This window comes from Paraburkholderia sp. EG286A (genome assembly GCF_040965375.1).
GTDB lineage: Bacteria > Pseudomonadota > Gammaproteobacteria > Burkholderiales > Burkholderiaceae > Paraburkholderia.
In genome coordinates, this window is the sequence record NZ_JBFRCB010000002.1 from 948111 (window position 1) to 970834 (window position 22724).

The following is a 22724-nucleotide window of genomic DNA, read 5'->3' on the forward strand; positions in this document are numbered from 1 at the left end:
CGCACCGAGATCATGGCCCTTCAAGGGCGTTTTCCTGTTCGTCGTGCGCGGTTTCGGCAAAGCGGTCGAGTAGTTGCTTGCCCATGACCGCCGCGCCGGCCGCGCGGAACATCTGGTTGTGCATGCCAGGAACCTCGGTGACGACCAGTTTGCCGCTGATCACTTCACCCCAGCCCATGTCGTGCGCAAACAGGCGGCCCTTAAGCACCTGACCGCTGCGGAAGATCTGGACATTGCCGTCGTAGGTCTTCGGACGATATCGCACCTGCTGCTCGCGCAGATAGCCGATATTGCGGCCATACCAGAGGTTGTCGTCGATCATGTTGTTCGCGCTGTCGTTCTTCAGGAAGCCGAACTTCACCGCAAGCTGCGTCAGACGAAGCCAGCGAACGGTCCGAAACTGCTGGAGGAACGCAATCATGGACATCTCGCCACGCTTCGCAAGGCGGTAGTCGCGCGGGATGTCGTCCATGCGCACCTGGACTTTGCGCAACAGGCGATCGTACCAGGGCATCGTTTCCCGATACCCCGGGCACCAGGAGTCGGTGAGGACGACGAGCTCCACCGTTTCGCCTTCGCGGCGCAACTGGTGAGCCGCCTCCAGCGCCATCGCGCCCAGCACACAGTAGCCCATGAGAATATAAGGGCCGCTTGGCTGGATCAGTCTGATGAGTCGCACGGCGTCCGCGGCGAGATCCTCGAAAGCGCGCAACGGGAAGTTGGGCTGAGGCGTCTTCGGCACCATGGGAACGTCGACGATGGGCCGCACGTCGCCAACCTGTTTGGCCAGTTCATACAAGACCGCGATGTTGTTGAGCACGATGACGGGCGTTTGCGAACCCTCCTCGTTGAAGCGCACGACGTTGTGCGCTTTCGCCTCCAGCTCCGCACGGCTCATAAAACCGCTGACGCCCACGCCGCCCGCGACTTGCGCCGTGTCGTTTCCGGCGGCGGGCGCGAGCGCTCGCTGCGGCATGACTTCGGCGGCTTCCAGCACCTCGCGCCATTCAGCCAGATGCCGGTCGATCGTCTCGATGTCGTAGAGGTCCGTGTCGCCCTCACAGGAGATGCGCCAGCCTTCTGGGCGCCGCACCATGAAGAAGTTGAGGTCGTAGAGCGCGCCCGCGTTGAAGGAGGGCGAAGTCGTCGCGGCGAAATCCTGGCGGCGGACCTCGTCGCCCATGCCGACGAAGCTTTGCTGCAAAGCGAAGTTGACCGAGCATAGCGGCGGCCGGTTCATATCCGACACTTCGCCGGCCATCTCCATCATCTCTTCGAACGGCACGTGCAGATGCTCGATAGCGTCGCTGAGCTTGGCGCCACACTGTGCGGTGACATCGGCAAGCGTACTGCCCTGGGTCACATCGAGGCGCAAGATCACCGTGTTGATGAGCGGCCCGATTACACCTTCGAGTTCCTGCTGATCGCGCACCGACATCTGCGTGCCCATGGCGACTTTGGGCTGCCCAGTCGTCTTTTGCAGCGACATCGCGAGGCCCGCAGCCGCCACGCTGAAGAGCGTCACGCCTTGCGCCTTGGCTGCCGCGATCAGACGCTCGCTCATCTCGCCCGGCAACAGAATCGAGCGAATGACGCCCTGGAAGCGCCGCTCCGGCGGCCGGGGGCGGTCGCCCTTTACGTCGAAGCGGCTGAACCCTTTAAGCTCCTGACGCCAATGGACGCGAGCGCGATCGATCGCCGCACTGGCCAGGAACTCACCCTTCCATAGTGCGTAATCGCCATGGTGCAGGTCGACATCCGCGTACTCGGGTTCATGGCCCGCGTGCAACGCCGCGAGTCCTTCCACGAGTTCGCGCACGAGGATCGCGAAGGACCAGCCGTCCATCACGAGCGAATGGAACGTCAGCTGCAACTCGCCTTGCGTGCTCGACCTTGGCAACCACACGGCCCGGAAGAAGGACGCCGACGACAGGTCGAAAGGCGTGCGTGCCTGCTCTTGCCCCACGCGCTGAGCCTCGGCCAGCGCGGCCTGTTCGTCCAGACCGCCGAGATCCACTACCTCGAGCCGGAACGGGGCGCGGCTCCAGACCTGCTGGCGCAGCCCCGCACCCGTCATCAGGAAGCCGGTGCGCAAGATCTCGTGCCGTACTACCAGTTCGCTGAGCACCTGTTCGATGCTCGCGGCGGTAAGCGGCCCCGACAATTGCAGCCGGAAGGCGATGTTGAGCGCGGAGGCCTTAGGCGACGCCTTCTGCTCGTGCCAGTAGCGTACCTGGCAGGCGGTCGCCGGGAAGAGGGCGTGGCCCGCCTCGACCTCCTGCACAGGTGCGATATTCAAGGCTATCGAATTCATCGCTCAGGCTCCCTCGGCAATCCTGCGCTTGAAGTTGAGGATCGACGGCCGCGCCACGGCGGGCGCCTCGACCGGCTCGTCCGTCTGCGTGCCGTCAAGGCTCGCGGCCAGCTGCTCGATCGTGACGTTCTTCATGAGCTGACGCGCATCCACGCCCAACCCGCGCTCATTCATTCGTGCAACGATGCGGAAGAGCTGGAGGCTGTCTGCACCGAGGCTGAAGAACTTCTGATCGATACCCACCTGCTGCAGGCCGAGCACCTCGCCCCAGATCGCGGCGATGGTGGCCTGCGTCGGCGTCATGACCGCGGGTTCGGCTGCGGCGACCACGATTTGCGCGGGTTCGCTCGCCTCGGGCTCGCGCGCCGCTGGTTCGACCGGCACCGGCGCTTGCGGCACGACCTTGAGCGCGGCATGCGGCTGGCGCACCGGCGCGGCCACCATGTCCGCCGTCGGCACGGGCAGGCCCTTGCGGTCGAGCTTGCCGTTGCTGGTCTGAGGCAGCGCGTCGAGCGTCATCCACAGCGTCGGCACCATGTAGGACGGCAGTTGACCGGCGACATGCGCCGCGACTGCGCTCTGATCCGGCTTGTCGGAGCCAGCGCCGACCAGGTAGCCCACGAGACGCGCGCTGTCGGCCACGGTATGCAGGGCGACGGCGGCTGCGGCAACACCGGGAGCCTTGCGCAGGGTGGCCTCGATATCCTCGATCTCGATGCGGAAGCCGCGCAGCTTGATCTGCTGGTCGCGACGGCCCAGGTGCTGGAGCGAGCCGTCGGCGAGCCGTTTCGCGAGATCGCCGGTACGGTAGAGCCGGCGCGGCGCGGCGCCTTCGACGGCAACCGACTTGAAGGCGGCATCGGTCAGGTCGGGGCGGTTGAAATAGCCCTTCGCCAGGCCTTCACCGCCAATCCACAGTTCGCCGCTCACGCCTTCGGGCGCCAGATGCAGGTCGTCGGTCAGCACGTGCAGGTCGGTATTGGCGAGCGGCGCGCCGATCACCACCGGTGCGTTCGCAACGACACGCGAGGCGGAGGACCAGATCGTCGTCTCGGTCGGGCCGTAGAGATTCCACACCTCCGCGCCAGTTGCGAGCAGGTCGTCGGCGAGGTCACGCGGCAACGGCTCACCGCCGCACAGGATCTTGAAGCCCTTCGGCGCCTTGAAGCCGGCCTCGAGCAGCATGCGCCACAACGAAGGCGTCGCCTGGAGCACGGTGGCGGCTTCTTCCGTCAGGCGGGTCACCAGCTCGAAGCCGGTGCGCACTTCCGCGTGGCCGGCGATGAAAGTCCGGCCGCCGGCGATGAGCGGCAGGAACAGCTCGAGACCCGAGATATCGAAGGAGAACGTCGTCACCGCGACGATGCTGTCCCTGACCGTAAAGCCCGGCGCGTGCGCCATCGAGAGCAGGAAGTTGCTCAGCGCGCGATGGCCGATCTCCACACCCTTGGGCTGGCCCGTCGAGCCCGACGTGAAGATCACGTAGGCCGAATCCGCGTCCGTTACGGCGGGCAGCGCCACAGTCTCGTCGTCGTCCTGCGCGAGGAGCGCCTCCACGTCCAGCACGCGATGCGCGCCCGGTTCCAGCACCGTGAGGCTTTCCTCGTCACTGAGGATAGCGGCGATGCCAGCGCCATCGAGAATCTGGCGCAGGCGTGCAGGCGGCATCGTCATGTCGAGCGGCACGTAGGCGCAGCCCGCGCGCCACACGCCGATCATGGCGGCCACAATCATGGCGCTGCGCTCCATCGCGAGGGCGACGCGTGAGCCCGACGCGATACCCGCCGCCATGAGCCGGCGGGCGATCTGGCTGGCGCGCGCATCGAGTTCGCCATAGGTCAGGCTCGTCGAGTCGTCAGATACGGCCGTCGTATCCGGGGCCTGCCAGGCCTGCGCGGCGATCAGCGCCGGGGTCGTCTGCGAGAGATCGTAGTCGCGCTGGGAAGCGTTCAGCTCGTCACGCAGATGGTGGATTTCCGCATCGCTCAAGAGCGGCAGCGCTGCGACAGACGTTTCGGCATCGCGTGCGATTGCCGTCAGCAAGGTTTCGTAGTAGCCGAGCCAGCGCTGGATCGTCGTTTCGTCATAGACGTCGGTGTTGAAGTCGCAATCGAGACGCAGACCCTGTGCCGATTCGATCACGTTCAGGAACAGATCGAAGTTGCTGTAGGCCTTCGCGTTCGGCGCGAAGTGCGTGGTGACGCCTGCCATGTCGAGTTCGCCGTCGACCTTTTCCAGGTTGAACTGCAGATCGGTCAGCGGCAGCCGGTTGAGATCGCGCTTGATGCCGAGATCGCGCACGAGTGCGCCGTAGGTGTAGTTCTGGCGGTCGCCTGCGTCGTAGAGGTGATCGCGCACTGCCTTCATGTGCGTGGCGAAAGGCTTCTCGCGGTCGAACTTCACGCGCAGCGGCAGGAAGTTGACGCAGTGACCAACCAACAGCGCTTCGCCCGCTTGCGACTGGCCAGCCATCGGCGCGGCGATCACCACATCGTCATTGCCGGACAGACGGCCGAACAGCACCTGGGCCGCGCCGAACAGCGTGGCGAACAGCGAGCAGCCCTGCTTCGAGGAAGCGGTCTTCACTTGCTTGAGAAGATCGGCTCCCAGATGGCGGGTCGTCGAAGCGCCGTTGAAGCTCTTGCGTTCCGGACGCGGGCGGTCGCCGGGCAAATCGGGTTGCGGCGCCGGGACGCGATGGACGTTCATCCAGAACTCGCGCGTTTCCTTCTCGACGCCGATCTCGTCCTGCGCCTTGGCGAAGGCAAGGAAGCTCTGCACCTCGTCGAGTTCCGGCTGCGTGCCCCAGACTTCTGCGGCGTAGAGCGCAGCCAGATCGCGCAGGATGATGTTGATCGACCAGCCGTCGCAGACGATGTGATGCGCCGTGAACACGAACGCCCACTTCTGCGCTTCGAGGCGAACCAGTGCGGCGCGCGCGAGCGGGCCTTGGGTCAGGTCGAAGACCTCGCGGGCTTCCGCGTCGATGATGGCCTTGAGCTCGCCCGCCGGATCGGCGTGAGTGGAAAGATCGATCGGGACCAGCGGCACGGTCGTCGTCGGTTCCGCGAACATCATGTCGCCCACGCGCGAGAAGTGCACGCGCAGCGCATCGTGGCGGGCAACCGTCGCGGCGAAGGCGCGTTCGAACGCGGCCTCGTTCAGCTTGCCATTGAGTTCGAGCGTGAACGACTCATTGAACGCGAGCGAGGCTTCGTGGCCTTGTTGGGCCGACATCCAGATTTCCTTCTGCGGCTCGGTGAGCGCCGATTGCGTGAGCGCCGGTTCGGCCTGCGTCAGCGCCGCCGCATCCTGCACGCCGCCGAGAATGCCGACGCGCTGGAGCGCATCGATACTCGCGATGAAGGCGTCGCCGATCTTGCGGATGTCCTCGTCCGAATGGCTCGTCGTCAGGAAGCAGGGGAAGCCTTCCATGATATGCACGCCGAGGTAGCGCATATACGGATAGAAGAGGCTGCCGAGGCGATCCTCGCCCGCGAGATTCACATAGAACCAGCTCGAGAAGGATTCGGCCCGCGTGGCGATGCCGACCTTCTCCAGATGCGCGTTGACGCGCTGCACGAGGCCGGCCATGCGTTCGCCGAGCCCTTCCTGCAGCGCCGGGCCCGCTTCCTTGAGGTGCAGGAGGACAGCTTTCATCGCGGCCAGCACGACGGGATGGCGCACGAACGTGCCTGCGAAGAACGTCGGCGGAACTTCGGGTACCGAAGCATCGCCGAACTGCCACTGACCACCGTCGAGCGCGTCCATGTACTGCGTGGTGCCGGCGAGCACGCCGATGGGCAGGCCGCCGCCGACCACCTTGCCGTAGGTCGCCATGTCGCCCTGGATGCCCCACAGGCCTTGCATGCCGGCCGGATGGACGCGAAAGCCCGTCACGACCTCGTCGAAGATGAGGGCCGACTCATTGGCGGCCGTCACGTCGCGCAACTGCTGCACGAACTCCTTCGGACGCAGATTGGGATGGCGCGACTGCACCGGCTCGATCAGGACGGCTGCGATATCGTCGATATTTGCCTTGATCCACTCGAGGCTTTCGGGGCGCGCGTAAGGCAGCACGACCATGTTGCCCACCGAGGTCTGCGGAATTCCGGGGGCGAGCGGGAATGCGCGCGGCACGCCCGCTTCGCTGCCCGGCTTCACGAGCACTTCGTCGAACTGGCCGTGATAGTCGCCGTCGAAGCAGACCACCTTGTCCTTGCCGGTCACCGTGCGCGCGAGACGCATCGCCGCCATCACGGCTTCCGAGCCGGTATTGCAGAACGTGACGCGCTGATGGCCCGTCATCTCCGAGAACATCTGGGCGACTTCGCCGGCGAGCGGCGACTGCGGTCCGATAGCGAAGCCTTCGGCCAATTGCGCGTTGACCGCGGTAACCACGAAATCGGGCGTGTGGCCGAACGCGGTCTGGCCGTAGCCGTTGACCACGTCGATGTATTCGTTGCCGTCCACGTCCCAGATCTTCGAGCCCTTCGAGCGCTGGGCGACGATCGGATAGACGAGTTCCTTCCATTCCTCGCGGAAGCCGCTGGCGGTACGCGGATCGGCAAGCACGGCGCGATAGGACTGCGTACGAGACTTGGAAGTGGCAGTTTTGGCCGAGTAGCGCGCCGCCAGATCGGTGATGAACGCCTGCTGCGCGTCGGTCATCTGGGCCGAGTGCGAGGCGCCGGGCTTGTACGCGGTGAAGCGCGACGGGCGGTTCTCCTCGAACTTGATCTCGGGGCCGGCGGCGTGCGCGGGCGCGGCGGCAGGTGCGGGCGCTGCGGCGGCAACGACCGGGGCGGCTGCGATGGCCGGGGCGGCGATCTGAATCGCGGCGGGCTGCTGCACGGCCAGCGGCGCACCTTGCAGCACCTCGAGCTGACGCGCCATCACCGACTGCATCGCGGCGAGCTGGTCGCGGATCACCGACTGGAGGTCGCCCGTGGCTGGCGCAACGGCCATTTGCACAGCCACAGGCGCACCCACCGGTGCTGCCGCAATGGCGACGGGCGTGGCCGCGGCTTGAACAGCGGCCGGCGCAGCAACCGGCGCAGCCTCAGCCGGCACTTCCGGATCGGGCGGCATGGCGCCATCGAGGAACTGCGCGAGGGCAGGCAGCGTCGGATAGTCGCTCATGATCTGCCGGAAGCTGATCGTGACGTCGTAGCGGCGGCGCAGCTGCCGCGATACTTGCCCCATGAACAGCGAGTCGTAACCGAGATCCCAGAAGGTCACGTCCGGATTGGACGTATCCGGTGCTTCGCCGGACATTTCAGCGAGCAGCGACGCCAGTTCGGCAATGAGACGCGGTTTGCGGTCGATTTGGACGGTTTGGGCCATGGCGGTCTGGGGAGTATCGATTAGGGCTTCGGACGAGGCTTGTGCGGCAATCGCTGGGGCAACGGTCGTCGGCTGGCGTGAAGAGGCGGTTGCCGGGGCGTCAATCCAGTGCCGTTCCGGCTCGAAGGGGTAGGTCGGTAGCGAAACGCGGCGGCCGGTTTCATCCCGCAGCGTTTTCCAGCTCGGCGTGACGCCGTTCAGCCACAGGCGCCCGGTCGCCTCGGCGAGGACGGCAAGCTCGCGCTCGCGCGTTGCGAAGTCGGGCAGCGAGGCAATCGCGCCCTGATGCCGGTCCTTGGGCAAGCCCTGCAGGACAAAGGTCGAGAGCGTGCGGCCCGGGCCGATTTCGAGCAGCAGCGGCTTGCCCTCTGCCGTGACCGTGGCCAGCGCGTCGCTAAAGCGCACGACATTGCGGCAATGGCTGGCCCAGTACTGTCCCGAGACCGGCTGATCCATCGCCGCCCACTGCCCGGTCACGGAGGACACGTACGGAATCTTCGGCCGCGCGAAAGACAGGCTGTTCGCGACCTTGGCCAGATCGTCGACGACGCCCGACATCATGTGCGAGTGGAACGCGTGCGAAGTGTGCAGACGTCGATGCTCGATGTCGCGTGCCTTGAGCGTGGCCTCGAATGCCTCGATGGCGGCGAAGGGGCCTGCCACGACGCTGAGCGTCGGCGCATTGATCGCGGCGAGATCGACATCCGCGGGCAACATGGGGCTGAGTTCGGCCTCCGACAGGCGCACGACCAGCATCGCGCCCGGTTCGGCGGACTGCATGAGCGCGCCGCGTTGCGCGATGAGGCGCAGCGCATCCTCGAAAGCGATCGCCTCCGCCACGCAGGCCGCAACCAGCTCGCCGACGCTGTGGCCGATCATGGCTGCCGGCTTGACGCCGCGCGAGATCCACAACTGCGCCAGCGCATATTCGACGAGGAAGAGCGCAGGCTGTGCGTAGATCGTCGAGCGGATCGGGTGCGGGGTATCGTCGCCTTCCGGGGCTTCGCTCAACAGCAGCGTGCGGATGTCCAGGCCGAGATGGGGGGCGAGCGCCTCGGCACCCTTGTCGATCCACTCGCGATAGACCGGCTCGGTGCGATAGAGCGCGGCGCCCATGCCCGGATACTGCGCGCCCTGGCCGGGGAACATGAAGACGACTGCAGGCGTGGCCTGCGGGGCCTGTGCTTCGATCGCGCCTTTCTGGAGCTTGGCCTGGGCCTGCTCCACGCTCTCGGCGACCACGACGGCGCGGTGCGCGAAATCGCGGCGGCCCGTTTGCAGCGTCGCGGCCACGTCGGCTAGTGCGATCTCCGGATGGCTCGCGAGATGGGTGGCGAGATTCGCCTTCGCCCGTTCGAGCGCCGCCGTGCTGCGGGCCGACAGCGGCAGGATCTGAGGTTGTTCGCTTTGCTCGCCCGAGGCGTTGCGGCAAGGCGCCTCCTCCAGCACCACATGGACGTTCGTCCCGCCGACGCCAAGGGAACTCACACCGGCGCGGCGCGGCGTGGCGCCATCAGCCCAGGGACGCACTGCCGTATTGAAGAAGAACGGACTGTCGGTCAGGTCGATGCCGGGGTTGGGCGAGCGGAAATGCGTGAGCGGCGGCAACGTGCGGTTGCGCAGCGCGAGCGACGCGGCGATGAAACCCGTTACGCCCGCGGCCGCGTCGAGGTGCCCCACGTTGGCCTTCGCCGAGCCGAGCGCGCAGAACTGGCCGCCCTCGGCGCCGCCCAGGCGGAACGCCTGCACGAGGCCCGCGAATTCGATCGGATCGCCAAGCGGCGTAGCCGTGCCATGGGCCTCGACATAGCCAATCGAGGCCGGGTCGATGCCAGCCTCGGCGTGCGCGATGGCAATGGCGCGGGCCTGGGCATCGACGCTCGGTGCGGTGAAGCCGACCTTGTCGGAACCGTCGTTGTTGATGCCCACGCCGCGGATCACGGCATAGATCGGGTCTTCGTCTGCGATGGCGTCTTCGAGACGCTTGAGCAGGACGACGCCCGCGCCGCTGCCGAACACCGTGCCTTTCGCATCGGCGTCGAACGGACGGCAGACGCCGTCGGGCGCGCCCATGCCGCCCTCTTCGTAGAAGTAGCCGCGCTTTTGCGGGAAGGTGATCGAGACGCCGCCGGCCAGCGCCATGTCGCAGCGTCCGGCACGAAGGTTCTCGACGGCGAGGCTGATCGCGGTGAGCGAGGTGGAGCATGCCGTCTGCACGGAGATGGCCGGCCCCGTGAGCCCGAGCTTGTAGGCGGTGCGGGTGGCGACGAAATCGCCGGCCCCAACGAGCTTTTGATACTCGCCGATCTGGAACTGGCTCGTAAATTCGTCGATGACCGCGCGATCGGACAGGATGTGCTTGAGGAAGTACGTGTTCATCGACGTGCCGGCGAACACCCCGACGGCGCCGGTGATCGTCGCCGGGTCGTATCCGGCATCTTCGAACGCTTCCCAGGCGATCTGGAGGAAGAGGCGCTGCTGCGGGTCGGTCAGCGCGGACTCGCGCGCGAGCATGCCAAAAAAGCCGGCGTCGAAGTGATCGACATCCGCCAGTATCGGCCGCGCCTTGACATAACTCGCGTCGCGGCGCGACTTGTCGTCGAAACTGTCCTCCAGTTCCGCCAGGTCGAAATGCGTGATGCAGTCGCGCCCCGCGAGGATGTTCGCCCAAAATTCGGAGACATTGCGCGCGCCCGGAAACCGCCCGGACATGCCGACAACTGCGATGGCTCCGCTTTGCGCGCCTCGGCGTTGACGGATTGCCTCTTTGCTTGCTGCTGGGAGCGTCGTGCGCAGCTGCGCAGCCAGCGCCTCGACATTGGGGTGACGGAACAGATCCACCAGCGCGACCTTGGCTGCGACGTCGCGCGCGATGATGGCGTGCGCGCGCATCAGATCGAGCGAGCGCAAGCCGAGGTCGAAGAAGTTCGCGCGGCGGTCGACGGATTTGCCTAGAAGCCCTTCAAATACGGACGCGAGCTTGTCGGCAACATCATCGTCGACGGGCGAGGCCGCTGCGGATGTTTCGGATTGCGTATCGATTTCCGCAAGCAGCGCTTTGCGGTTGATCTTGCCATTGGGCGTCAGCGGAAAGTCCGGCAGCACACGCAGCTCCGACGGCATCATGTAGTCGGGCAGGGCGGACTTGAGATAAGCGCGGATTTCTTTCAGGAGAACGTCAGCGTCCGCAGCATCGGCTTTCACGAAGCCAGCGATGGCCTTGCCCATGCGGCCATCGAACGCCGCCACGGCCGCGTCGGCCACGCCGGGCGCCACGCGCAACGCATGTTCGATTTCGTCGAGTTCGATGCGTTTGCCTGCAATCTTGATCTGCCGGTCGTTGCGGCCGAGGAATTCAATTGCTCCGTCCGCGCGGCGGCGTACGAGGTCGCCCGTGCGATAGAGCTTGGCGCCGGGAGCGAAAACGTCGTCGACGAACTTCTCGGCCGTCAGTTCGGGGCGGTTCAGATAGCCGAGCGCGACGCCGTCGCCGCCCGTGACCAGTTCGCCGACTTCTCCATCGGCAACGGGCACGAGCTTGTCGTCCACGATGTAGGCACTCGTGCCCGCGATGGCGTAGCCAATGGGAATGGCATCGCCATGCGCGAGCGCCTCGCCTTCTCGCGGAATGCGATAGCAGCAAGTGAAGGTCGTGTTCTCGGTCGGGCCGTAGCCATTGATGATCTGCAGACCCGGATGAGCCTCCATGACCTTTCGAACATGGACGGGAGACAGCACGTCCCCGCCCGTCAGCGCCTCCTTGAGCGGAAGAAAGGCTTCCAGCCGATAGTCGGCGAGCGCATTGAAGAGGCCAGCCGTGAACCAGGCGCTGGTAACGCCAAGTCGCGCTATCTCGGACGCGATCGTGTCGAGAGAGGGCTGGACCTCGTTGATGATGGCGGCACAGCCGCCGTTCAGTAGCGGTCCCCAGATCTCCAGCGTGCTTGCATCGAAGGCGAGCGGCGCGAGGTTGAGGAAGCGCGTGTGGGGCGAAAGCTCGGTGAACGTCTGGCCCTGCACGAGGCGCAGGATCGCGCGCTGCGGCACGATCACGCCCTTGGGCTTGCCGGTCGAGCCTGAGGTGTACATCACGTAAGCAGCGTCGTCACGAGTGCTAGCGTGGAGCGGCGCGGGCTCGGCCGCCTCGGCCGCCGCCACGACATGCTCGAGATCGACGGAGACGCCGTTCAGTTCGCCAACGCTGGCGAGCGCGGCCGCTTCAGCGATGATGAGCTTGGGCGAGCAGTCGGAAACGATGAAATCGAGCTGCGCCTTCGGATAGGCGCGGTCCAGCGGCACGTAGACGGCGCCCAGCCGCAGGATCGCCAGCATCAAGGCGAGCGTGTCGCGGCTGCGCGAAACCATGATCGCGCAGCGCTCGCCGGGCTCCAGTCCCATTTCGTGCAGGACGGTGGCGAGCCGCGCCGAACGTTCGCCGAGGGCGGCGTAATTTTCCTCGCCCGTGGCGTCAATCACAGCAAGATGATTGCCGAACTCGGCACATATGGCATCGAAGCGCGCTGCCACGCCAGGCACATGATTGGTCCCGCCCGGCAAAACGCCTGAAAGTCCATCTCTGTGTGACATTTGCTACTCCCCCACAATTTTGACGAAGGTCCCGTGCTGAGCAAGGCGAGGGCGATGGGCTCGCGGCACTTGCGCAAAACGGCAGCCGGTCACAGGAAGCACAAGCGCCAGGCGGCTTTGCGCACCCGGCTCGTGTCCCAACTTTAAAATTTGCTGTAGGAGGAAGTTAATCTTCCGCGGGATGCCTATCCGTTCGCCGTCGCACACATGGTGTACTGCAACAACACATCGCACGCACACGCTGGGGCCCACGGGAGAGGGGATTGGCGCAACGCGATGCTGGCTTTCCCGCCCGTTGCTGTGCTGAGGGGCGAGGGCGGCAACCGTCAAAAGGAGGCTTGAGCGCTATCTGTGTCCGTCGAGTTGCACCAGCTCGCTGGCGACGACGCGCCGTTGCATCGACCTTCTGCGCAGTACTCCCATCGCAGGGCGCTCGACCAGCAGATGGAAGATGTATGCCGTCGCAAGCCCGACCGGAAAGAGTCCAATCGACCAGAGAATGCTGACCTGCCTTGTCCCATGAAACAGACATGAGGCCAGAAGCATGAAGATCGGTATGTGCACGATGTAGAGCGAATAGCTGAAATCCCCGATTTTCTCGAGCGCGCGCATCGCGAGGCCGTGGTTCGCGTGCGCATGCAGCATCACGACGAATAACGGCGTGAACGCGAGCGCCCAGGGCAGGCACCAGAGGTATCGCGCATCTCGCATCGACGCGACACAGCCGAACACCAGCAGGATTGGCGATGCGACCAGCAGGTACCGTCGGGGAAAACGCAGTCCTCGCACCTCACGTTCCGCGATCCACGCGCCGAGGTACCACGAAGACCAATACGTCGCGAAGATGAGCGTCCCGCGCCGCTCGAGCAGCACATAGGAAACCACACTCAGCGCCATGAGCCACGCGAGCAGATGATCCGGCCCAAGCCGCCGCTGCGCGGCCAGCAGCAGCGGATAGAGCATATAGAACTGAACCTCAAGCGACAGGGTCCAGAGCACGGTATCCGAACCGTAGACTGGCGAGGCGACGCCCTGTATCCCAAGCAGATTCGCGAAGAAGGTCCGCAAACTCAGATCGCCTAATTGCTCGTTATGCGGCAAATAATGGAGACTGATGCTGTCGAGCGCGAACGTAAGCAGTAACGCGCAAAACAGCACGGGATAGATGCGGATGAAACGCCGTAACAGGAACTCTCGCGCGTCGAGCCGGTACTGCGGATTGCGTGCGAGCCGCACCGCCTGACTGTGATGAATGCAGTAGCCACTGATAACAAAAAAGATCGGTACGCCGATCGGGCCCCAGACGAACGGGATCGACAGGTAGGCCAGCACCGTGTCGAGCGAAATCGCCCGGTGATGCCCCGCGATGAACGCCCGAATGCCAATCCACGTAAGCAACCGGCAATGAAAATACGCGACAGCCATCGCGGCGACGCCACGCATCGCATCGATCATGCGCGCTCTGTCAGCATCTCCCCCAGCTACGGCCTGGTTCATGGCATGTCTCGCCTTCGCGTGGCTTCGCCAAACGCTTGCGGCGTGCCCGCGCGTTGTTATGTGCTTCCATGGATTTAAGCGAGGCGGCGCCGAAACCTCTGTGCGCCGACATACATAATTTATGCGCAATGGGTATGCATGTCCCGTGGGGCGACGCTGAGACTGTCGTGGCCGACCCCTTGCAGGTCAATTCATCTCGACGATTGACCATTCGGCGCGCCTCGCGGCCACCGCTCCCGCGCACGTCCGGCCGGATGTCAAGGCGCGAACGCGCCAATGCGCCGCTTCCTGCGCCTCGCCGCCGACGAAGCGCGGTGTCGTGTCGCCGTGAGCGGCAAGATCGAACTCGAAGTGCTCCGGCGGCAGAATGAAGCCGGTGCCGAGCGCCTTCAGGCAGGCCTCCTTGCGTGCCCACGTTTCAAAGAAAACCGTTTGCCGTTCTGATGCCGGGAGCGCGTCGAATTGTTCGCGCTCGCGAGCGGAGAAGACTTGAACCGGCATGCTCTCCTCGATTGCGCGAATATGTTCTACGTCGATCCCCACCTCGAAACCGTTCGAAACGGCGAGCGCCGCCGTATTCTCGCTGTGGCTCAGGTTGAAGCAGATCCTCCATCCGGCAGGTTGGCTCGTGCAAAACGGTTTGCCTTCCGGCCCATACTCGAGTGCGACCGCCCGCGCAGGGAGCCCAGCATATTGGCCAAGAATCTGTCTGAGTTTTCCCCGTCCAGTCACGTAGCGGCAGCGATGCAGCTCGAAGCGAAAGTTGCCGGCCCGCTCGTGTTCCTGCGCGGATAGCGTCTTCCAGTACCGATCAAATTCACTTACGCAGGCGTCGAGGTCCCATTGCCAGACATGGACTTCTTGCATGGTTGGCGGTGTGAGTGGCGACAAGGACATTGAGGGCCTGGTTCGGCTTGCGGTGGGAAGTGTCGGTGCGGCACGGGGCTGCGCGCCACCCGGTTGAGTGCGCAACGAGTGGCCTACGCACAAGAGAATGTACAGATACAACTCTAGCGGATTTGTTGGGCAACCCACGGAACGAGACTTGCGACACGGCCTACGATCCATCAAAGCGTGTGAAATTACGCTGCACTGCGTGCGCGCATGTGTACGGGGTTCGACGAGCCGACGCGGCAATTGCCGAAACAAGGCGTCGACACAAAACCTGTGAGGCTCTCCGAAAGCAGCTGGGCTGCCTGGTCCTTTGTGACTTGATGCGGCGCCGGACGAATCGTCTATTGCTGTGGCTTCCAGAACGCCTGTCGATTGCGTTCGTTATTGAACTGAGTCAACTCCATGGTCTTTGAAATGATTGGTCCGAAACCCGTTTGGGGGAGGTTTGCCAATCTGGTTTGTATGGAATTAGAAAGTATGTTTAATTTTTGTGTAAGAAATATTTCCGGATTCCTAACGGGTATCTCTGTTCAGGTAAGAAACGGTAAGAATATGTGTGATTGACGTGCTACCAGATCGAGACCGATAGTTTCACTCTTTGCACGAGGAAGTTGTCGAAATTCAGATTCGAGGTGTGGGATGCGGTGTGATTTTGACAATGTCTACAACGTGAGTGTGATCATTCCACACTACAACAGCCTTGATTTGCTTTGGGTGGCAATAGACTCGATTTCCAGTCAAACCGTTGTTCCGCGGGAAATTATTGTCGTCGATGATGCATCGGGGCTGCAGTTCGAATTGCCGAGTCGTTGCGGAGACAACATTGTCTTGCGCCTGATTCGCGCAAGCGAGAACCATGGTGCGGCATGGTGTCGAAACCGGGGCATTGAGGAGGCCACCGGTGATCTGATCGCCTTCCTCGACGCTGACGACCGATGGCTTCCGAACAAACTCGAGCGCTGCATCGCCGCGTTCGGCCCGAAGCCCGAGGGGAACGAAGCGAAGGTGCTCTTCAGCAACGTCGTGCTAACGGACACCGGGCGGCGCATCCTGGGCAACCGTTCGCCCTACGATGGGCAGTCGATGCTCGACTTCATCCTGCTGGAGGGGGGCTATATTCAGACATCGTCGATCATGATGTGGCGTCATCAGTACCCGCTGATCAGCTTCGACGGGTCGTTGCGCCGTCATCAGGATTGGGATTTTGCCATTCGAGCTGAAATGGCCGGTTGCGTATTCGTTTATCTGCACGATGCACTGGTGGAGTATTCCTTGAGTGAAAGCCCCGCCAGAATATCGAAGGCCGTCAGTTGTGAGCCGAGTCTTGTATTTTTCGAAAAATATAATAAACAGATGTCAAAGGGGCATGTCTCATCGTTTATATTTAATGTTCTGATTTACAAGAAAATGAGTATTGCCTTGAGACTTGCCATTGTTGAGCGAGTTTTGTTAAGAGAGATAGAGATTCCCAGCAAGGATTGGGCGTCGCACTTTGCGAGGCTGCTTATCGGGTGGGGCGGTGTGAATTTAATCAAGCAGTTAAGACGAATAATCCAGGCTGAGGATTATTCGACTTGAGTTTCATCGGCCTCGAAAAATAAAAGTCATAGCCGGCGGCCCGGCAAGCTTGCATATCCTGTTTCCTCCCCTCCAGATTGCCGCCTTGAAGTTCGAAGTGCTCGTCAAGGGCTGGTTCCTCCCCCTTTTTTATCTCCCCGATCGGTCCCGTTTTGCTGAGGACGTTTATAAACGTCGTGCGTGCCGTCGTAGGGATCATCCGGTCGGGGTTGTGTATGTCGGCGCACAGATGGTGCATCTGCGCTCTGCTCTAATCTCAAGGCCGATGCCGCCTGCGGGTGGAGAACGTTTCGACTTCGAGGTCCTAAATGCGTCAATTTGTCCGCGATTTGTTTTACTCGTCGGTCGCCGATAAACAGGTCAATTTACCGCTACCGCCGACGTCGCTCGCGATCCATTCTCGCAAGCTCAATATATTGCTGCTCGGCACGTGTTCTGTGGAGATGCTCGTCAAGCGAAGCGCAAACTCCGGGCACAACATCCGGCACATACTGATGGGCTCGAGACGCCATGCGCCGATCCCGGACGCCGCGCCGACCGATGACGTCGTCGTCGTGAATCTCACGCTCCGCCACATTCTGGGCGAAGTGACGCAAATGTCCGAACCTGTGGTGGACATGGTCTTTTCTCGCCTGCGTTCGGACGAGGAAGCGCGCTTGTTGCTGGAGAGAACAGGGGAATATCTCGCTGAGAAAGTGGCGCAGGTCGCCGCGCAGATCACGACAGCTCCGCTCGTCTTCATGTCGTTTTTCGAGCCGAGCTTCAATTACGACGGCGATCTCATCGATCCATTCGCTGTGACATCGCCCGGATATCTGGTGCGTGAGATCAACCGGCTTCTGTCGGACGCTGTGCGCAAGACAAACAATTGCTACTTTCTCGACGCCAACGAGATACTGAATTTTGTCGGCCGCCGGCACCTGCAAGACGATGTCCTGTTGAGCAGCTCCCACGCTTCGTTCATCAACGATTGGGACTTCAAGCTGGACGCGAATCGGCTGATTGCGCCCAAAGCGATTGGCAATATCCTGACATATGAGGTCGCGTCCCGCGAATTTACCCTCGCGTTCCTTTCCCGGATCGAAGCGATAGTCAAGGTCATCGAGCAGCGAGACCCTGTGAAGCTGATTATTGTCGACCTCGACGACACCATGTGGCGCGGCGTGGCAGCGGAGGGCGAGAGCGTGAGTCAGGAGCAACGCATCGAAGGCTGGCCTATCGGCCTCGCTGAAGCCTTGCTGTTCTTCAAGAAGCGCGGCGGATTGCTGGCGATCTGCAGTAAGAACGAAGAAGCGCCAACCATTGAACGGTTCAACGCCATCTGGCGCGGCGCCATCACCATGGACGACTTCGCGTGCGTGCGCATCAACTGGAAACCCAAGTCGCAGAACATCCTTGAAATCCTCAAGGAGGTGAACCTGCTTCCAGGCAACTGTGTTTTTATCGACGACAACGACCGTGAGTTGTCGGAGGTGAAGGCGGCGATTCCTGCCATACGTTGCCTCGGCGGCAATCATTACGACTGGCGGCGAATCATTTTGCGATCGGCCGAAACGCAGGTCCCGATCGTCACCGAAGAGTCAGCGCGCCGCACCGAACTCGTGCGCGCGATCTCGCAGCGCGAAGCCAGTGCCGACGCGAACAACGGTGTTTCGCGGGAAGAGTGGCTAGCTTCGTTACAGCTTCGCCAGTCATTCTTCTTGATCAAGACTCCACAATCCAGACACTTCGATCGCGCGTTCGAGCTTATCAACAAGACGAATCAATTCAATACGACCGGGAAAAGATGGGAGCGGTCGGAGTTCGAGGCGTTCATCAGCCATGGCGGGTACTGCGTGGTCTCTTCGCTGCGCGACAAATTGATCGACAACGGCATCATCTCTGTTTGCCTGATCAATGGCGAAAAGATTGTCCAGGTCGTTCTGTCGTGCCGCGTGTTTGGGCTCGGCGCAGAGTTGGTCGTCGGGGCGATTGCTACGCGGTTGGCGCTGAAATCCGGATCTGAAGTCCGCGCTGAGTTGGTCGATACCGGAAGGAATGCGACCTGCCACGACTATTTCAAACGGCTCGGGTTCTCCCAAACGGCCGTGGGTTTGTACTCGCGCACCGCGAACGAGCTGCCGTCCTATATCGAGATCGAGAATCTGGGCGCGGCGGAGTTTCCTCCTGTGCGGATTTAAAAGAGACGTGTAAAAAACCTCGACCTTCCCGATAAGTCGTGTCGCTCGTAATCTTCAGCCGCATAATCCGAGGCGTTGAGTATGGCAAACAACATCAGGAAGTGGGTGGGTGTGCTCACCATCGCCGCATGCTGTGGCTGGGTGCTTCGTGTCGGCCTGACGCAGCCCGATCACAGCGGGTTCAACTGGGACGTCATTGGCTATGTGGCGTCCATGTACAAGCAGGACGGTCTTTCCGGCGAACCATTGAGGCGTGCTGTCTTCGAGAACGTACTTAAGGAGGTTGGTGAGAGCGACCTTGAAAAGCTGACGGCGGGCGCCTCCCGAAGTCAGCATGGTTCCAGTTCGGCGGAACAGGTCCCTGATGCCACTTATCGCGCGACAGTATTCAACGATCCCGTCTCGCTCGAACAGCAAATACCTTTCTACTCGATACGCGTGCTGTATCTGCAATCGATTCGAATCGTCGATCATTTCGTCCACTCTTATTCGAGTTCATCGATTCTCGTCAACGCAATCTACGCGGCACTTTGCGTACTCATAGTGGCCCTGTTGCTCGAGCATTTCCGGATTTCGCAGCTGTATCTTCCGGCAATTATTTATATTTCGAAACTTACGACCATCGGGCGCATCTCCTCTCCGGATGCTCTTGCTTGCTTGCTATCGCTGCTGGCACTGCTGCTTCTGGTGAAGCGCAGCAGATGGGTGTTCGTGGCGATCGTTGCACTTCCATTGGCCAGAACCGATTTCGTCATTTTGTCGCTGATCCTGTGCTTGTTTTCATTCCGGTTGTTTCCGATACGCATCACGTTGCTTTCTGCAGCGCTATCGGTTGGGTTGCTTGTTGTCGACAATCATCTCAACGGAAACTACGGCTTCTTGCGGGTGTTCAACTTCACGCTATTCGGTGTCGACCCGTATCCAGCGACTATGGAAAATTCAGCGCGTCTCACAGACTACGTGAATGCGTACATATCAGGTGCGAAGAGATCGCACAGCCAACACCTCCTTGTCTACATGTTTTCATTGGTGCTTTTTGGCATGCGGTTCTATAGACGAAATCCGCTTGCTGAACCGGACTATATATTCATCGCGTCAATGCTTTTTGTTTCCTTGCATCTGATTCTCTTCCCGCTCTATCTGGAAAGATTCTTTGTGTTCCCTGTGATTGTTTCGCTGATTTTCATGATCAACCGGATGGCAGAAGGGGCCGGCCTGGCAGCCGGACGATTGAGGCACGCCTGACATCGTGGCGTTCGCGCCGGGATGTTCACGTTGCGCTGGCGCTATGCGCCTACTCCCGCGGGGCAGGACGCGAGAGAGCGCCCCTTCCCGAGGGAACGCTCAAAGGCCAATGACAGGCTATTGCCGCAGCCAGCAGGACATAGGTCGCGAGGAAGTAGTAGGTCAAAGAATGCACTCGAAGACCAAACAAACCTTCAAGGCATAGCGGCAGGATGGTCAAGAAGGGGAAAATCCTCAAAAATATGCCCACCCAGCCATCACCTCGGGACGAAAGAATCATCGACAAATAAAGGCAAACGGAAAAAACGCTGAAATCGTACGACATCAATCTTGGATTCAGCAGAATGAGAATTGCGAGAAAATAGAACAGCTCGCCGGCGGAGCTGATCCGCAGAGAGCTTTGTGCATGCCGGCCCCGAAGGGCCATCGACGCCAGCACGACGAGAAGCATCAGAAGGAGATGGAGGACAAACCCTACTTTCCCCATCCCAAACCTGGAAAAAACGCCAAGAATCGAGATTCCGGCGTCCCCATGGTGAACGATCTGACCGTAGAGGGCGCCCTGGAATCCCTCCCATAGTTGCGGGTAAAAAACAGGTTGGACTATGTAGATACCGGCGACTGATATCAGCACCGCGACGAATGCGAACAAGTTGCGTCGGGGCAGAATGAGATACAGCAAGGCGTAGGCAAGAAAGTAGGGCTTTATGGCCGCGAAAAATATGATCGCGATGGCATGCGGCGTCAGCGTGTAGAACGACCGGTGCTTGTACAAAAAATATGACAGTGACACGAGCAGCAGGTGCGCGAAGACGCTTATGTTGCCTGTCTGGATCGAAGCAAAGCCAGAGCCCCCAATCAGGAAACCAAGAATCAAGCAGGGAGCCAGGCGATGGTATGGAATGAACGATCTGAGATTGATGCAAACGCAAACAATTCCGGCTGCCGAGGCTAGAACCAGGAGGGCAAAGGAGATCGGGAAATCGATGGCCGAAAATACCTTGAGGAAGACGGGCGGATACACAAAAGGAAAGTCGCCTGCTGCACAAGCGTAGGGGTTCGGTCCAGACGAATAGCAGTTCAAACCTTTCTCGTAGACGTGGTAGTCCCAGAAAAATGAGCCGGTTTTACTGCTGAACGCGAGAACCAGTAAGAAGCAAACGGCCGCAGATAAACTCCATAGTAGCCATGCCTTGTCGTCGTTAACGCTCGTCGTCTCTAGCTTCAATTACGTCCCCATCTCGATCAGTGACTGTCAAAAATTCGGCGGTAAAGCGTGAAGGGCCGCAGTGTGGCTTCGCTCGAATAGCGAAGACGCAAACACTGTCCACAGGTTGTCTGGAAAGACCACACGCGCGCCTTACTGGACTGAAAGGACAACCGTAGGGCATGGTGGTGCGTGGGTCTGTACGCCACCGTACGTCGCCGACCCGCGCCAATGCGAAGATGCGTATCGACTTGCGGGTGTGTTGTGCGTCGTAGCGGAACACGTCGGAATGCTTCATCGATGCGTTCAGTCGGCCCGAGGGCATTGGCTCCTGGGCCTGCCGCCATAACGGGAAGTGCACCGCGCCCCGCTTCTCGTCGCTGGCGCGATATCAGATAGCGAGCAGCATGCTCAGGCCGGAAAGTGCAATCACGGCGAGGCTCGCACGATCCTTGAACGCAAATACGATCGGGTCGTCGTGCATCATGCCGCGAAACGCGCACATCCAGATCCGGCTCACCCAGAAGAGCGTGAGTGCAAATGTGGCCCACAATGCTTTCGGGTGGTGATACAGGGCCTTCATTTCCGGCGTGTTCAGATAAAGTGCGAGCACGAGCACGGCGAGGTACGCGGAAGCCGTGCCGAACGAGCGCAAGATCGAGATGTCCTGCGTGATGTAGCCGCGGCCGGCGGCTTCGGTCTTGCCTTCGCGCACGATCATGTCGAGTTCGACATAACGCTTGACCATTGCAAGCGAGAGGAAAATCGGCACACAGAACAAGATTAGCCAGTACGACAGCGGGATGCCGGTTGCCGCGCCGCCGGCGATCACACGCACGGTGTACAGGCACGCAAGCGTGAACACATCGACAAGTGTCATGCGCTTGAGCGCAAACGAGTAGGCAACGGTGGTCACGAAATAGGCGGCCATTACGACGCCGAACTCGCGTGGCAGCAGTATTGCGAGACCGCCCCCGGCGGCGAGCAGCCCTGCAGTGAGCACGATGCCGAATTTCAACGACAGCTTGCCCGACGCGAATGGTCGGCTGCGCTTGCGCGCGTGCCGCCTGTCGGCGTCAAGGTCGAGCATGTCGTTAAGCAGGTACACCGACGAAGCGGCCAGGCTGAACGACAAAAAAGCGATACAGGCGGCAGCGAGTGCGGAACGGTCCGTGAATTGGTGTGCGGTGAGAAGCGGCACGAAGATCAGGACGTTTTTCACCCACTGATGCACGCGCATTTCCTTGAGCACGAGCGGAATCAGCCGGCGCTTTTCCTCGAAAAAGATGATTGCAGCATTTGTCTTGCGGGCCGCGGCGGCAATGTGCTTGTCGCCGACTACGATCGCCTGGCGGGCCTGGCGCCAGACGGGCAAGTCTGCACGCGCATCGCCGCAGTAGTCGAAGCCATGGTCGCCGAACTGCTCAACGAGCGCTCGCGCCTTGTTTTTGCCGAGCAGGTTGTTGCTGACCGTGCTCGCGAGCACACCGGTAAAGAGACCAATATGTGTGGCGATTTGAGAGGCGAGGCGCTGGTTGGTGGCGGTGCACAGATACAGATCACGCCCGCTCGCCCGCTCGTCGCGCAGCCACGAGAGCAGCTCTGTGTTGTAGGGCAGCACGCCGACGTCGATGTTCACGCGTTGTGCGATCTGCTCTTTCAGGTAGGCGCGCCCGCGCAGTGCCCAAGCGAAGCACAGGAAGATCGACAGCGGACTCTGCTTGACGAGTACGAAGAAGGCTTCAAACAACAGGTCGGTGCGCGTGAGCGTTCCGTCAAGGTCCACACACAGCGGGACAGGGTGTGCTGCGGGCGTGGCCATGTTCATTCTCCGTGCCGGGACAGGAACAGTTGGACCGGTTGTCGGGGCGTTGGT

The 22724-nt window shown here is 61.6% G+C and carries 9 protein-coding genes; 3 read left to right on the forward strand and 6 right to left on the reverse strand.

Annotated elements, in window-relative coordinates; translation table 11 throughout:
* Positions 1–10: 10 nt before the first annotated feature.
* The 4 genes from AB4Y35_RS10925 to AB4Y35_RS10940 all read right to left on the reverse strand — a co-directional run bounded on the left by AB4Y35_RS10925 (position 11) and on the right by AB4Y35_RS10940 (position 14611).
* Positions 11–2314, reverse strand: a complete 2304-nt coding sequence (locus tag AB4Y35_RS10925; RefSeq protein ID WP_368704390.1) for a condensation domain-containing protein — start codon at positions 2312–2314, stop codon at positions 11–13.
* 3 nt (positions 2315–2317) lie between these two features.
* Positions 2318–12247: an amino acid adenylation domain-containing protein gene (locus tag AB4Y35_RS10930; protein ID WP_368704391.1), complete on the reverse strand. Its 9930-nt coding sequence runs from the start codon at positions 12245–12247 to the stop codon at positions 2318–2320.
* A 345-nt stretch (positions 12248–12592) separates the two neighbouring features.
* Positions 12593–13744: an acyltransferase family protein gene (locus tag AB4Y35_RS10935; protein WP_368704392.1), complete on the reverse strand. Its 1152-nt coding sequence runs from the start codon at positions 13742–13744 to the stop codon at positions 12593–12595.
* 186 nt (positions 13745–13930) lie between these two features.
* On the reverse strand, positions 13931–14611 hold the full coding sequence (locus tag AB4Y35_RS10940; RefSeq protein WP_368704393.1) for a 4'-phosphopantetheinyl transferase superfamily protein: 681 nt from the start codon (positions 14609–14611) through the stop codon (positions 13931–13933).
* A 696-nt stretch (positions 14612–15307) separates the two neighbouring features.
* Here AB4Y35_RS10940 and AB4Y35_RS10945 point away from each other — a divergent pair.
* From AB4Y35_RS10945 to AB4Y35_RS10955, 3 genes are all read left to right on the forward strand, one after another.
* Positions 15308–16216, forward strand: a complete 909-nt coding sequence (locus AB4Y35_RS10945) for a glycosyltransferase (RefSeq protein ID WP_246089371.1) — start codon at positions 15308–15310, stop codon at positions 16214–16216.
* A 308-nt stretch (positions 16217–16524) separates the two neighbouring features.
* The gene (locus tag AB4Y35_RS10950) at positions 16525–18396 is read left to right on the forward strand and encodes an HAD-IIIC family phosphatase (protein ID WP_368704394.1); all 1872 of its coding nucleotides are present in this window, start codon (positions 16525–16527) and stop codon (positions 18394–18396) included.
* A gap of 81 nt (positions 18397–18477) precedes the next feature.
* Positions 18478–19641, forward strand: coding sequence for a hypothetical protein (locus tag AB4Y35_RS10955; RefSeq protein ID WP_368704395.1), 1164 nt, complete (start codon positions 18478–18480; stop codon positions 19639–19641).
* A gap of 49 nt (positions 19642–19690) precedes the next feature.
* Here AB4Y35_RS10955 and AB4Y35_RS10960 read toward each other — a convergent pair whose 3' ends face one another.
* Positions 19691–20869 carry a hypothetical protein gene (locus AB4Y35_RS10960; RefSeq protein WP_368704396.1) on the reverse strand — a complete coding sequence of 393 codons (1179 nt, stop codon included), beginning with the start codon at positions 20867–20869 and terminating at the stop codon, positions 19691–19693.
* 370 nt (positions 20870–21239) lie between these two features.
* A complete protein-coding gene (locus AB4Y35_RS10965; RefSeq protein ID WP_368704397.1) occupies positions 21240–22670 on the reverse strand; it encodes a UbiA family prenyltransferase in 1431 nt (476 codons plus the stop codon).
* Between the last annotated feature and the right edge of the window lie 54 nt (positions 22671–22724).

Excerpts from the sequence above, each read along its gene's own strand:
- AB4Y35_RS10940 (WP_368704393.1), bottom strand. The coding sequence starts at position 14,611 with ATGCAAGAAGTCCATGTCTGGCAATGGGACCTCGACGCCTGCGTAAGT.
- AB4Y35_RS10955 (WP_368704395.1), top strand. The coding sequence starts at position 18,478 with ATGGCAAACAACATCAGGAAGTGGGTGGGTGTGCTCACCATCGCCGCA.
- AB4Y35_RS10965 (WP_368704397.1), bottom strand. The coding sequence starts at position 22,670 with ATGGCCACGCCCGCAGCACACCCTGTCCCGCTGTGTGTGGACCTTGAC.
- AB4Y35_RS10930 (WP_368704391.1), bottom strand. The coding sequence starts at position 12,247 with ATGTCACACAGAGATGGACTTTCAGGCGTTTTGCCGGGCGGGACCAAT.
- AB4Y35_RS10935 (WP_368704392.1), bottom strand. The coding sequence starts at position 13,744 with ATGAACCAGGCCGTAGCTGGGGGAGATGCTGACAGAGCGCGCATGATC.
- AB4Y35_RS10950 (WP_368704394.1), top strand. The coding sequence starts at position 16,525 with ATGCGTCAATTTGTCCGCGATTTGTTTTACTCGTCGGTCGCCGATAAA.
- AB4Y35_RS10925 (WP_368704390.1), bottom strand. The coding sequence starts at position 2,314 with ATGAATTCGATAGCCTTGAATATCGCACCTGTGCAGGAGGTCGAGGCG.